The sequence below is a fragment of the Pseudomonas sp. Cab53 genome, from assembly GCF_018325965.1.
Taxonomy (GTDB): Bacteria; Pseudomonadota; Gammaproteobacteria; order Pseudomonadales; family Pseudomonadaceae; genus Aquipseudomonas; species Aquipseudomonas chlororaphis_E.
The window spans coordinates 4152152-4165503 of record NZ_AP021902.1 but is presented as its reverse complement, the minus strand read 5'-3'; the positions used below and the strand labels follow the sequence as shown (position 1 = coordinate 4165503).

Here is a 13352-nt window from a genome sequence, read left to right as displayed (position 1 = left end):
GCGCCACTCAGTCCGGAATGACGTCAGGGGACTGGCGGGGTGCAGGCGCGGTCAGCGAGGTGAGCTTGATCAGCAGGCCAAGGTGGCCATTGTCGAGGAAGTTCAGCTGGCCATTCTTGGTGTGACTCTGCTGTTTCAGGCGTTCGCTGGCGGTGACCAGCCCATTGGCGTCGATCTGGTTGATCCAGAAGTCGGCGTCGACGTCGGTGAAGCGGCCCAGTTTCAGTTCCAGGGTGCCCTCGATGGGGAATTGCCCGAACTGTTCGGTGCCCTCGCTGATGGCAATCTTGCTGCCCTGTTCGCCGACGTTCTGCTGCCAGGCCTTGTGCATCAATACCGTGTATTGGCCGCTGGCGTTGAGTTTTTCCACGATGGCGCCCAGTGCCGGTGTGCGTTGGGCATTGGCGTCCAGGCGTCGCGCGCCGGCGTCCCAGTCTTCCGGCGCGGCGCGGCTGATGATTGCCGGCTCCGCGTTCTGCCGCACCAGGATCATTTCAACCTGATACAGGTCGTCGGCAAACGCCAGGGGAGCGACCAGGGTCATCAACAAGGTCAGTGAGCGAAACAGGCGCATGTGGCGTCCTTCAAGCAGTGGTCGGGGTTAGGCGCTCGAACAGCGCTTCTACGGTATTGAAACGCTCTTCCGGGCGTTCCATGGGCACCATGAACTTGAACATCGTGGCGCCTTCGAACTTGTAGCGCTTGGGCTGGCCCTGGATCAGCTTGATCAGCACCAGTGGGTCGACCGGTGTCTGGGCCTCGAACTCAATGCGCCCGCCATTGGGGCCGCCATCGACTTTCTTGATCCCCAGTTGCTCGGCCTTGAGCTTGAGCAGCGTGGTGCGGACCAGGTGCTTGGTCGGTTCCGGCAGCAGGCCGAAGCGGTCGATCATCTCCACTTGCAAGTCTTTGAGGCCTTCCTCGTCGCTGGCCGAGGCGATGCGTTTGTAGAGGATCAGCCGCGCGTGGACGTCCGGCAGGTAGTCTTCGGGTATCAGCGCCGGCACCCGCAGGTTGATTTCCGGTCCGCCGCCCAGCGGTTGGTCGAGGTTCGGCTGTTCGCCCTTGCGGATCGACTTGACCGCCCGTTCGAGCATTTCCATGTACAGGGTGAAGCCGACGGCCTGGATCTGGCCGCTCTGGCCATCGCCCAGCAGTTCGCCGGCGCCGCGGATTTCCAGGTCGTTGGTGGCCAGCACGAAGCCGGCGCCCAGGTCCTGGGTATTGGCGATGGCCTCCAGGCGCTTTTCCGCGTCCGGAGTGATCTGCTGGCGCGGCGGTGTCAACAGGTAGGCGTAGGCCTGGTGGTGGCTACGCCCGACCCGGCCGCGCAGTTGGTGCAGTTGGGCCAGGCCGAACTTGTCGGCCCGCTCGATGATGATGGTGTTGGCGCTCGGCACGTCGATGCCGGTCTCGATGATGGTCGAGGCGATCAGCACGTTGAAGCGCTTGTGGTAGAAGTCGCTCATCACCTGTTCGAGTTCGCGTTCGCGCATCTGCCCGTGGCCGATGCCGATGCGGGCTTCCGGCACCAGTTCGGCCAGGTCGGCGGCGCATTTCTCGATGGTCTTCACGTCGTTGTGCAGGTAATAGACCTGGCCGCCACGCAGCAACTCGCGCAGCAGGGCTTCCTTGACCGTGCTCTTGTTCTGCTCCATGACGAACGTACGCACCGACAGGCGCCGGGCCGGTGGCGTGGCGATGATCGACAGGTCGCGCATGCCCGACACCGCCATGTTCAGCGTGCGCGGGATTGGCGTGGCGGTCAGGGTGAGGATGTCGACTTCGCTGCGCAAAGCCTTGAGCTGTTCTTTCTGGCGCACCCCGAAGCGGTGTTCTTCGTCGATGATCACCAGCCCGAGGTTCTTGATCTTCACATCGTCCTGCAGCAGCTTGTGCGTGCCGATGACGATGTCGATCTTGCCTTCGGCCAGGTCCGCGACGGCGGCGTTCACTTCCTTGGCGGACTTGAAGCGGCTCATCACTTCCACGGTCACCGGCCAGTCGGCGAAACGGTCGCGGAAACTGTTGTAATGCTGTTGGGCGAGCAGGGTGGTGGGCACCAGGATCGCTACCTGCTTGCCGGCGTGCACAGCGATGAACGCGGCGCGCATGGCCACTTCGGTCTTGCCGAAGCCCACGTCGCCACACACCAGGCGGTCCATCGGCTTGGGTGCGAGCATGTCGGCGCGCACGGCTTCGATGGTGGTCTGCTGGTCGACGGTTTCCTCGAACGGGAAGCCGGCGCTGAAGGTTTCGTAGTCGGCCTTCGGGTCGGCGAATGCATACCCTTCGCGGGCGGCGCGGCGGGCGTAGATGTCGAGCAATTCGGCGGCCACGTCGCGCACCTGTTCGGCGGCTTTGCGCTTGGCTTTCTGCCAGGTTTCCGAGCCCAGGCGATGCAGGGGGGCGAGGGCATCGTCGCTGCCGGTGTAGCGCGCGATCAGGTGCAGGTTCGCCACGGGAACGTAGAGCTTGGCGCCTTCGGCGTATTCGAGGGTCAGAAATTCGGCGGCCTGGCCGTCGATTTCCAGCGTCGCCAGGCCCAGGTAGCGGCCCACGCCGTGGTCGATGTGCACCACCGGGGCGCCTTCGCGCAACTCGGTGAGGTTCTTGATGACGGCGTCGTTGGCGGCGTCGGCGCGTTTCTCGCGGCGCCGACGCTGCATGACACGTTGGCCGAACAGTGGGCTCTCGGCCACCAGGGCCAACGCCGGGTCGTCGAGTACCAGGCCTTCATCCAGCGGCGCGATGGTGATCGCCAGGCGATCCTTGCTGGTGATGAAGTCCGGCCAGCTTTCGACCGTCCTGGGTCGCAGCTTCAGGCGTTCCAGCAATTCCAGCAGCACTTCGCGGCGCCCTGCGGTTTCGGCGGTGAACAGCACGCGGCCAGGAAAACCGTCGAGAAAACCCGCCAGCGCCGCCAACGGTTGCGAGGCCTTGGCTTCGATCGCCAGGTCGGGCAACGGCCTGGCCGGAAAGCGCTCACGACCAACGCCGGTTTCCACGTCCTGCTGGCTCGCCACCACGCGTGGCCAGTGCTTGAGGCGGGCGAAACAGTCTTCGACCGGCAGGAACAGCTCGGCCGGCGGCAATAGAGGCCGGGAAGGGTCGACGCGGCGCTCTTCGTAGCGGTTGCGCACGTCGTTCCAGAAGTTCTCCGCCGCCTGTTCGATACCGGGCAAGGAGAACACCTGGGTGTCCTGAGGCAGGTAGTCGAACAGGGTCGAGGTTTCTTCGAAGAACAGCGGCAGGTAGTACTCGATGCCGGCGGGAGTGATCCCGCTGCTCAGGTCCTGGAAGATCGGGCAACGCCGGAAGTCCACGTCGAAGCGTTCGCGAAAGCGCGCCTTGAAGCGCGTCACGGCCTCTTTCTGCAGCGGGAACTCTTTGGCCGGCAACAGGCGGATCGACTGGACCTTGTCGATGGAACGCTGGTTTTCCGGGTCGAAGGTGCGCAGGGTCTCGATTTCGTCATCGAACAGGTCGATGCGATACGGCAGCTTGCTGCCCATCGGGAACAGGTCGATCAGCGCGCCGCGTACCGCGAACTCGCCGTGCTCGTACACCGTGTCGACGCAGCGATAGCCGCTGGCCTCCAGGCGGGTGCGCATCTGCTCGACGTCGAGCTTCTGGCCGATGTCCAGCACCAGGCTGCTGCCGAGCAGAAATTGGGTCGGTGCCAGGCGATGTAGGGCCGTGGTGATTGGCACTACCAAAACGCCATGACTGAGCTCCGGCAGCCGATAGAGGCTGGCGATTCGCTGGGAAATGATGTCCTGGTGGGGCGAAAAAAGATCGTAGGGCAGGGTTTCCCAGTCCGGGAAATGCAGCACGGGCAAGTCCGGCGCGAAGAACCCCAGCGCCTGCTCCAGCCGTTCGGCACTTTGGCTGTCGGCGGTCAGCAGCAGGGTAAAGCGCTTGGCAGCGCTGGCAGCCTCGGCGATGGCCAGGCTCAGGGCGGCACCGGGCAGGTTGCCCCAGTGCTGTTTACCTGCCGCGGCAGGGAGATGCGGAAGACGCAGAACGGGCACGGAAGATTGAGCTCCAGCGTTGCGACAAAGTCGACAAGTGTAGCGGGGGAAGGGGGCTGCTGTCAGTCGCAGACTGGCCTGGCAGGCAGGAAAACCATGGTGCGACAGGCGCGCATTGCTCCGCCGTGGACTCGGCGGCATAATGTAGCCCCTTTTTTCAGCCCCTACATGTGGAAGGTTCCCGTGACTCAGAAGCCCGACCAGTGTCTTGGTGAATGGATTGATCGTGAAGCGCTCGCCGAAGCGATGATCCCTCTCATCGGTCAGCTCTACCGCAATAACAACGTGGTGAGCTCGATCTATGGCCGCAGCCTGATCAACCAGTCTGTCATCGCGATTCTCAAAGCCCACCGCTTTGCTCGCCACCGTCAGTCCGACGACAGCGAATTGTCCGTCCACGAAACTTTCCCCCTGCTCAAGGCGATGAGCGAGCTCAAGCTCGGCGCCGCCTCGGTGGACCTGGGCAAGCTGGCCGTCAAGTTCAAGACCCAGGCCAACGGCCGTACTGCCGAGCAGTTCGTGCGCGAGGAAATGGCCGACGTGGTTGGCCAGCAGAACGCTTCGGCGCGTAAAGGCACCGACGTGGTCCTGTACGGCTTCGGCCGCATCGGCCGCCTGCTGGCGCGCATCCTGATCGAGAAGACCGGTGGCGGCGACGGCCTGCGCCTGCGGGCCATCGTGGTGCGCAAGGGCGCCGAGAACGACCTGACCAAACGTGCCAGCCTGCTGCGCCGTGATTCGGTCCATGGTTCGTTCAATGGCACCATTACCATCGACGAAGAAAACAACACCATCTGCGCCAACGGCAACCTGATCCAGGTGATCTACGCGAAGAACCCGACCGAGGTGGACTACACCCAGTACGGCATCAAGGATGCACTGCTGGTGGACAACACTGGCGTATGGCGTGACGCCGACGGCCTGGGCCAGCACCTGGCCTGCCCGGGTATCGACCGCGTGGTCCTGACCGCGCCTGGCAAAGGCAAGCTGAAGAACATCGTCCACGGTATCAACCATGGCGATATCACCGCTGACGACAAGATCGTTTCCGCCGCTTCCTGCACCACCAACGCCATCGTGCCGGTGCTCAAGGCCGTGAACGACAAGTTCGGCATCGTCAACGGTCACGTTGAGACGGTTCACTCGTACACCAACGATCAGAACCTGATCGACAACTTCCACAAGGGCGATCGCCGTGGCCGCAGCGCCGCGCTGAACATGGTCATCACCGAGACCGGTGCGGCCACCGCCGCTGCCAAGGCCCTGCCTGAGCTGGCCGGCAAGCTGACCGGCAACGCGATCCGCGTTCCGACGCCAAACGTGTCGATGGCCATTCTCAACCTGAACCTTGAGAAAGCCACCAGCCGCGAAGAGATGAACGAGTACCTGCGCTACATGGCGCTGCACTCCGACCTGCACAAGCAGATCGACTTCGTCAATTCGCAGGAAGTGGTGTCCACCGACTTCGTGGGCTCGCGCCACGCCGGTGTGGTCGATGCTGAAGCCACCATCTGCAACGACAACCGCGTTGTGCTGTACGTCTGGTACGACAACGAGTTCGGTTACAGCTGCCAAGTGGTTCGCGTGATGGAAGACATGGCCGGTGTGAACCCGCCAGCGTTCCCGCGCTAAGCTCTCGCCGCACATGAAAACGCCCCGACTTGTCGGGGCGTTTTTTTTGTCTGGGTTTTTTGCAGTGACGGGTAGGCCGTCTTCGCGGGCAAGCCCGCTCCCACAGAATAAGCGGACAAATTGTAGGAGCGGGCTTGCCCGCGAAGGCGATCGATCAGGCGCCTCCGACTACCGAAGCCTGCGCAGTGCGCAACGCATGACGATTGCCCTTGAACAGCACCAGGGTTGCAATCAGCCCCAGCACCGCCGCACCACTGAGCCATATCCCCGGCGCCGCCTTGTTGTCGAGCACATGGATCAGATAAGTACAGGCCGCCGGCGTAAACCCGCCGAACGTTGCGGTCGCCAGGCTGTAGGCCAGGGAAAAACCGGTGGTGCGCACTTCCACCGGCATGATTTCCGTCAAGGCCACCACCATGGCGCCGTTGTACGATCCGTACAGGAACGACAGCCACAATTCGACGATCAGCAAATGGCTGAAACTGGGGTTCGCCACCAGCCAGGACAGCGCCGGGTAGGCGGTCAGGATGGCCAGGATCGTCGCGGCAAGCAGCAAGGGCTTGCGTCCGATCTTGTCCGAAAGTGCCCCCATCACCGGCAGCCAGAAGAAGTTCGACAGGCCAATGCACACGGTGACCAGCAATGCATCCAGGTCCGACAGGTTCAACTCGGCTTTGCCGAAGGTCGGCGTGTAGGCGGTGATCAGGTAGAACGACACCGTGGTCATCACCACCAGTGCCATGCCGGCCAGGACGATACCGAAGTTCTGACCGATGGAGCGGATGATTTCCGACAGGGTAGGGCGATGTTTTCTCGCCTGGAACTCAGGTGTTTCTTCCAGGGAGCGACGGATCACGAAAATCGCCGGGACGATCATGCAACCCACCAGGAACGGCACGCGCCAACCCCATTCACCCATCTCCTGTGGGCTGAGCCAGTGATTGAGGCCCACCCCCAGCAGGCCGGCGAAGACCACGGCCGCTTGTTGGCTGGCCGATTGCCAACTGACGAAGAAGCCCTTGCGCCCCGGCGTGGAGATTTCCGCCAGGTACACCGATACGCCACCCAGTTCGACCCCGGCGGAGAAGCCTTGCAGCAGGCGGCCCAGCAGCACCAGCAAGGGAGCCGCCACGCCCAGGGTGGCGTAGCCGGGCACGCAGGCGATCAGAATCGTGCCGGCGGCCATCATTGCCAGGGTAATGATCAGGCCTTTGCGTCGGCCGTGGCGGTCAATGTACGCACCGAGGAAAATCGCCCCCAGGGGGCGCATCAGGAACCCGGCACCGAACGTGGCCAGGGACAGCATCAGCGAGGCGAACGCGCTGTCGGTCGGGAAGAACGTCTTGGCGATGGCCGTGGCGTAGAAGCCATAGACCATGAAGTCGAACATCTCCAGGAAGTTGCCGCTGACAACGCGGAAAATCGCCTTGCCGTTGCTTGTGTTGGAAGACATGAAGGGGTACTCACTCTGGCAAATCTTGTAGGGGGTCGTATCTCTCTGTGGGAGCAGGCTTGCTCGCGAAGAGGACGGCACATCCAAGAGAGATGCCGCCCGCGCAATCGCGTTCGCGCGCAAGTCCGCTCCCACAGGTTTTGCGTCTGGACTGACTGGCGCTCAAGCCCATAATGGCGGGCGTGGTTTTGAGGGGAGATGAAGATTTGTTAACTGGACGCTGGCGCAAGCTTGTGTTTTTCGTGGGCATCCTGTCCGGCTGTGGCAACGGCGACACTCTGGAGCGTTTCGACGGTCCGACCATGGGCAGTCGCTATTCCATTCAATACGTCAGCCATCGGGCCACGCCTCGTCCGAAAGCGGTGCAGGCCGAGGTGGAAAGTATCCTCGTCGATGTGGATCGGCAGTTTTCGACCTACCGCAGCGACTCGGACATCGAGCGCTTCAACGCGCTGCCGGCCAACAGTTGCCAGGTGATGCCGGCTGCGGTGCTGGAGTTGGTGCGGGTGGGCGAGCAGTTGTCCGTCCAGAGCGACGGCGCCTTTGACCTGACGGTGGAACCGTTGCTGAACCTGTGGGGGTTCGGCCCGCAGTCCCGGGGCGAGCAAGTGCCCAGCGCCGAGGCCTTGGCCCAGGCCCGCCAGCGCGTCGGTCATGGTCATTTGCGCATCGAGGGCGACCGGTTGTGCAAGGACGCCGCGGTGGAAGTCGACTTCAACAGTATCGCCGCCGGCTACGCGGTCGACCGGATCGCTGCCCGGCTCAAGGCCCTGGGCATCGACAGTTACCTGGCCGAAGCCACTGGCGAACTCAAGGCGGTTGGACGCAAGCCCGATGGCTCGCCCTGGCGCGTCGCCCTGGAAGAGCCCCGGGATGACCGGCAGGTGGCTGAACGCGTTATCGAAGTCGATGGCTACGGGGTTTCAACATCTGGCGATTACCGCCGATATTTCGAACAGGACGGCGCGCGCTATTCCCACACCTTCGATGCACACACCGGTGCACCGGTCCTGCACAACCTGGCGTCGGTCACGGTGATTCATCCTTCGGCGCTGATGGCCGATGGACTGTCGACGCTGTTGCTGATCCTCGGGCCTGAACGGGGGTGGGACTATGCCGAGAAACACGGCATCGGGGTATTTTTCGTGATGCGTGACGGCGAGCGTTTTGTCACGCGTACCAATGATGCGTTTGAACGGATCAGTAGCGGGAAAACCCAGTGATGACAGCTTGACGAAAGGCTACCTGTGGCGAAATAGCGCAGGCAAAACTAGCCTCTGACGCGACCAAGGGGTAATGTGCGCGGCGTTGACGCTTCTATAGACTGTGGCCGGGCTCGTGAACCGGCCTGAAAATTGTTCCTTCATGCCGCGACCCGGCATGATTTAGCCGCAGGTACCATACCGGGTGCCGCGGCCTGTTCTGAGGAGTACGCATGGCTGTCTACAACTACGACGTGGTGGTACTGGGTTCCGGCCCGGCGGGGGAAGGCGCGGCAATGAACGCCGCCAAGGCAGGGCGCAAGGTGGCGATGGTCGACAGCCGTCGGCAGGTCGGCGGCAACTGCACCCACTTGGGCACCATCCCGTCCAAGGCCTTGCGTCACTCGGTCCGGCAGATCATGCAGTTCAACACCAACCCGATGTTCCGGGCCATCGGTGAGCCGCGCTGGTTCTCCTTCCCGGACGTGCTCAAGAGCGCCGAGAAGGTCATCTCCAAGCAAGTGGCCTCGCGTACCGGCTACTACGCCCGTAACCGGGTCGACGTGTTCTTCGGCACCGGCAGCTTCGCCGACGAGCAGACGGTGGAAGTGGTCTGCGGCAATGGCGTGGTCGAAAAACTGGTGGCCAAGCACATCATCATCGCCACCGGTTCGCGCCCGTACCGTCCGGCCGACATCGATTTCAACCACGCGCGTATCTACGACAGCGACACCATCCTGAGCCTGGGCCATACCCCGCGTAAGCTGATCGTCTACGGCGCCGGCGTGATCGGTTGCGAATATGCCTCGATCTTCAGCGGCCTGGGGGTGCTGGTGGAACTGGTGGACAACCGCGGCCAGTTGCTGAGCTTCCTGGACTCGGAAATCTCCCAGGCCCTGAGCTATCACTTCAGCAACAACAACATCACGGTGCGTCATAACGAAGACTACGACCGCGTCGAAGGTGTCGACAATGGTGTGATCCTGCACCTCAAGTCCGGCAAGAAGATCAAGGCCGACGCCTTGCTCTGGTGTAACGGGCGTACCGGCAACACCGACACCCTGGGTCTGGAAAACATCGGCGTGAAGGTCAACAGTCGCGGCCAGATCGAAGTCGACGAAAACTACCGCACCTGTGTGCCGAACATCTATGGCGCCGGTGACGTGATCGGCTGGCCAAGCCTGGCCAGTGCCGCCCACGACCAGGGTCGCTCGGCCGCCGGCAGCATCGTCGACAACGGCAGCTGGCGCTTCGTCAACGACGTGCCGACCGGCATCTACACCATTCCGGAAATCAGCTCGATCGGCAAGAACGAGCAGGAACTGACCCAGGCCAAGGTGCCGTATGAAGTGGGCAAGGCCTTCTTCAAGAGCATGGCGCGGGCGCAGATCGCCGGCGAGCCGCAAGGCATGCTCAAGATCCTGTTCCATCGCGAGACCCTGGAAGTGCTCGGCGTGCACTGCTTCGGCTACCAGGCCTCCGAGATCGTGCACATCGGCCAGGCGATCATGAACCAGCCGGGTGAGCTGAACACGCTCAAGTACTTCGTTAACACCACCTTCAACTACCCGACCATGGCCGAAGCCTATCGGGTAGCGGCCTACGACGGGCTCAACCGGCTTTTTTGAGCGGCTCCGGCCGGTGGCCTGAGCCGGCCGGGGAGACCGATTTCAGCCATTCCCGAGCGTGGCGGTGGCCAAACCGGGAAAGTCTGTAATCAGGCTGTCAGCGCCAAAGTCGGCGAGCCTGCGCATCAGCGCGGGCTCGTTGACGGTCCACACCGACACATGCAAACCCTGGCGCTGGGCCTTGATCAGGCGCTCGGGGGTGCACAAGGTCCAGTTCAACGCCAGAATCTCGCAGCCATAGCCCTGGGCAACCTTCAGCGGGTCGAGCCAGGCGTATTCGGCCACCAGGCCGCGGGAAATGTCCGGGGTCAGCTCCAGGGCCGCCTTGAGCACCTCTCGGGAGCTGGAGGTGATGGTGACCTTGTCCAGCAGGCCGAAGCGCTGGGCCATTTCGCGGATGCCCAGCACCGTGGCCGCCGCCCGGGTGCGCGAGGCGCTCTTGACCTCCAGTTGCCAGTGCTCGAAATCACATTGCTCGAACAGCTCTTCCAGGCGTGGGATCGGGCATGGCTTGATCCAGCCCGGGCCACCCTTGCGCGCATCGTAGGTCACCAGCTCGGCAGCGGAATGCTCCACCACCTTGCCCCGACGATCCGTGGTGCGCTTGAGGGTCGGGTCGTGGATCACCATCAACTCGCCGTCCATGGATAAATGCAGGTCCAGTTCGCAACGGCGCACGCCGTGCTTGAGGCATTCCTGAAAACCGGTCAGGGTGTTTTCCGGTGCTTCGCCCTTGGCGCCGCGGTGGCCATAGATGAGGGTCACGGTTCTTCCTTATTGATACCTGATTCGTTCAGTTCCCGCGCCAGGCGCCGCTCTTGCGCCTGTTTCTGCAGGATGTAGCGGGCCAGCAACTGGCGCTGGGCGTCGGTCGGGCGTTCAAATTCGGTGCCGACGTCATAGCCATCGCCCTTGGGATCGCAATGGGTCACCCGAGCGCGCAGCAACAGGCCCAGGGCCTGGGGCATCAGCACCAGCTTGATCGACAGGTGGGCGCCGACGGCGACGGGCGTGGGGTATTGGAAATCGATGCCGCCTTCGGAAATGATCACCGGCTGCGGTTCGCCGATCTCGCCGAGCACGGTCAGGGCCACGACCTGGCTGAGCAGGTCGATGCGGCGGTTCATGGCCTTGAGGTACGCCGCGATGCTGCGTTCGCGCTCGCTGATCTGGCGCAGCAGATGCTGGGACTCGAATTCGCTCAGGTGCAGTTCGCTGAGCAAGTTGAACAATGGAGACGCATCCTGCAACACTTCCTGGCCGGCAGCTTCAGGAATGGACAGGGGCCGAATTTCCAGTGCGATCATGTCCTCGATACGGTAGTATTCGCGGCGATCTTCTTCATCTAATGTCGACATGGCGAACCCATGGTAGCGGCGGTGGTCTGAGTGTAAAGCTGGTTTGTGACCCCCGCCACAAGGACGTTCCTTTTCCCTCCGAACAAGCCCCGACATGTTCAGACCTCTCTTCGTATTTATCGGCACGCGTTATACCCGTGCAAAGCGCCGCAACCATTTCGTATCGTTCATTTCCCTGACCTCCATCATCGGCCTGGCCCTTGGCGTGGTCGTGATGATCGTCGTGCTGTCGGTGATGAACGGCTTCGATCATGAAATGCGCACCCGTGTGCTGGGCATGGTCCCGCACGCGACCCTCGAATCCGGCGAAGCCATCAGCGACTGGCCGAGCCTGGCCGCCAAGGTCAAGCAGAACCCGCAGGTGCTGGCCGTTGCGCCGTTCACCCAGATGCAGGGGTTGCTGACCAACAATGGCAAGGTCTCCAAGGTGTTGCTCAACGGTATCGACCCCGGGCTGGAGCGACAGGTGTCGATCATCGACAACTTCATGAAGCAGGGCAAACTCGATGACCTGGCGCCCGGCAGCTTCGGCATCGTCATCGGCGACAAGGCCGCGGCCAAGCTCGGCGCCGCCATCGGCGACAAGCTGACGTTCGTCGCACCGGAAGTCACCGTGACGCCGGGGGCATGTTCCCGCGCATGAAACGCTTTACCGTGGTCGGCATCTTCCACGTCGGCGCCGGCGAGCTGGACGGTTACCTGGGCGTGACCAACCTCCAGGACCTGGCGCGCCTGCATCGCTGGAAAACGGACCAGGTCCAGGGCCTGCGGTTGAAGTTCGACGATCTGTTCCAGGCGCCGCGTGCCGCCTGGAACATCGCCCAGCAGCTCGGCGAAGACCGCTATTACGCCCGTGACTGGACTCGCACCCACGGCAACCTGTACCAGGCGATCCGCATGGAAAAAGCCATGATCGGCCTGCTGTTGCTGCTGATCGTCGCCGTGGCGGCGTTCAACATCATTTCCACGCTGGTGATGGTGGTCAACGACAAGAAGGGCGACATCGCCATCCTGCGGACCCTCGGCGCCACACCGGGGCAGATCATGCGGATCTTCATGGTCCAGGGTACGGTCATCGGCGTGATCGGCACGGTCGTCGGCGCTCTGGTCGGCATGTTCGCCGCACTGAACGTCAGCGCCGCGATCGCAGCCCTCGAAGGCCTGATCGGGCACAAGTTTCTCAACGCCGACGTGTACTTCATCGACTACCTGCCGTCGCAGTTGCAGGCCGATGACGTGTTGATGGTCTGCGGCGCCGCGTTGGTCCTGAGTTTCCTCGCCACCCTGTATCCAGCCTGGCGTGCCGCACGCACCCAGCCGGCAGAGGCGTTACGTTATGAGTGAGTCGGGCATGAGTGAAAAAGCGATCTTGAGTTGCCGCAACCTGGGCAAATCCTACGAGGAAGGCCCGGAGTCGGTGGTGGTGTTGTCGGGCCTGCAGTTGGAGTTGCACCCTGGTGAGCGCGTGGCGATCGTCGGCACCTCCGGGTCTGGCAAAAGTACCTTGCTCAATCTGTTGGGCGGTCTCGATACGCCGACCTCCGGCAGCGTCTGGCTGGCGGGCGAAGAGCTCTCGGCACTGAACGAGAAGGCCCGTGGCCTGCTGCGTAACCGCGCCCTGGGTTTCGTCTACCAATTCCACCATTTGCTGCCTGAATTCACCGCCCTGGAAAACGTCTGCATGCCGCTGCTGATTGGCCGCACCGCGATTCCTGAAGCCCGCCAACGGGCCACGGCATTGCTGGAGCGGGTAGGGCTGGGGCATCGCCTGGAGCACAAGCCGGCCGAACTGTCCGGTGGCGAGCGCCAGCGCGTGGCGATTGCCCGGGCCCTGGTCAACAAGCCTGGGCTGGTGATGCTCGACGAGCCGACCGGCAACCTCGACTCCCACACCGCCCAAGGCATCCAGGACCTGATGCTGGAGCTGAGCACCTCGATGCGCACTGCGTTTCTGGTGGTGACCCACGACATGAACCTGGCCCGGCAGATGGACCGCGTCCTGCACTTGCAGGAAGGCTGCCTGACGCCCATCTGACCGACCGCAA

Annotated in this window: 9 protein-coding genes and 1 pseudogene; 5 read left to right on the top strand and 5 right to left on the bottom strand. The window is 62.8% G+C overall.

Annotated features, from left to right (window positions below):
* Positions 1-7: 7 nt before the first annotated feature.
* A complete protein-coding gene (locus KI241_RS18125; RefSeq protein ID WP_042729265.1) occupies positions 8-574 on the bottom strand; it encodes a CsiV family protein in 567 nt (188 codons plus the stop codon).
* 10 nt (positions 575-584) lie between these two features.
* Positions 585-4034 (bottom strand): transcription-repair coupling factor, encoded by a 3450-nt coding sequence (mfd, locus tag KI241_RS18120; RefSeq protein ID WP_123579763.1) that lies wholly within the window; start codon positions 4032-4034, stop codon positions 585-587.
* 168 nt (positions 4035-4202) lie between these two features.
* On the opposite strand from mfd, the gene KI241_RS18115 reads away from it, so the two are divergent.
* Positions 4203-5666 (top strand): glyceraldehyde-3-phosphate dehydrogenase, encoded by a 1464-nt coding sequence (locus KI241_RS18115; RefSeq protein ID WP_042732681.1) that lies wholly within the window; start codon positions 4203-4205, stop codon positions 5664-5666.
* Positions 5667-5820: 154 nt separating this feature from the next.
* On the opposite strand, the gene KI241_RS18110 is transcribed toward KI241_RS18115, so the two are convergent.
* Positions 5821-7119: an MFS transporter gene (locus tag KI241_RS18110; protein ID WP_042732682.1), complete on the bottom strand. Its 1299-nt coding sequence runs from the start codon at positions 7117-7119 to the stop codon at positions 5821-5823.
* A 233-nt stretch (positions 7120-7352) separates the two neighbouring features.
* Between KI241_RS18110 and KI241_RS18105 the strand changes: the two genes are divergently transcribed.
* Together KI241_RS18105 and sthA are read left to right on the top strand one after the other, a co-directional pair.
* Entirely contained in the window at positions 7353-8342 is a 990-nt protein-coding gene (locus tag KI241_RS18105; protein WP_123579764.1) for an FAD:protein FMN transferase, read from the top strand.
* A gap of 212 nt (positions 8343-8554) precedes the next feature.
* Positions 8555-9949, top strand: a complete 1395-nt coding sequence (gene sthA, locus KI241_RS18100; RefSeq protein WP_003183399.1) for a Si-specific NAD(P)(+) transhydrogenase — start codon at positions 8555-8557, stop codon at positions 9947-9949.
* Between the two features lie 42 nt (positions 9950-9991).
* Here sthA and KI241_RS18095 read toward each other — a convergent pair whose 3' ends face one another.
* Positions 9992-10714, bottom strand: a complete 723-nt coding sequence (locus KI241_RS18095) for a glycerophosphodiester phosphodiesterase family protein (RefSeq protein ID WP_047737757.1) — start codon at positions 10712-10714, stop codon at positions 9992-9994.
* Positions 10711-11307 (bottom strand): PilZ domain-containing protein, encoded by a 597-nt coding sequence (locus KI241_RS18090; RefSeq protein WP_047737755.1) that lies wholly within the window; start codon positions 11305-11307, stop codon positions 10711-10713. The genes KI241_RS18095 and KI241_RS18090 overlap by 4 nt, the downstream gene beginning before the upstream one ends.
* A gap of 94 nt (positions 11308-11401) precedes the next feature.
* On the opposite strand from KI241_RS18090, the pseudogene KI241_RS18085 reads away from it, so the two are divergent.
* Both KI241_RS18085 and lolD read left to right on the top strand, forming a co-directional pair.
* Positions 11402-12651, top strand: a pseudogene (locus KI241_RS18085) (lipoprotein-releasing ABC transporter permease subunit).
* 7 nt (positions 12652-12658) lie between these two features.
* Entirely contained in the window at positions 12659-13342 is a 684-nt protein-coding gene (gene lolD / locus KI241_RS18080; RefSeq protein WP_172679754.1) for a lipoprotein-releasing ABC transporter ATP-binding protein LolD, read from the top strand.
* Positions 13343-13352: the final 10 nt, after the last annotated feature.

Bases quoted from the DNA above. Each gene is read 5' to 3' on its own strand.
- KI241_RS18110 (WP_042732682.1), bottom strand. From the start codon at position 7,119: ATGTCTTCCAACACAAGCAACGGCAAGGCGATTTTCCGCGTTGTCAGC.
- KI241_RS18090 (WP_047737755.1), bottom strand. From the start codon at position 11,307: ATGTCGACATTAGATGAAGAAGATCGCCGCGAATACTACCGTATCGAG.
- lolD (WP_172679754.1), top strand. From the start codon at position 12,659: ATGAGTGAAAAAGCGATCTTGAGTTGCCGCAACCTGGGCAAATCCTAC.
- KI241_RS18125 (WP_042729265.1), bottom strand. From the start codon at position 574: ATGCGCCTGTTTCGCTCACTGACCTTGTTGATGACCCTGGTCGCTCCC.
- KI241_RS18115 (WP_042732681.1), top strand. From the start codon at position 4,203: ATGTGGAAGGTTCCCGTGACTCAGAAGCCCGACCAGTGTCTTGGTGAA.
- sthA (WP_003183399.1), top strand. From the start codon at position 8,555: ATGGCTGTCTACAACTACGACGTGGTGGTACTGGGTTCCGGCCCGGCG.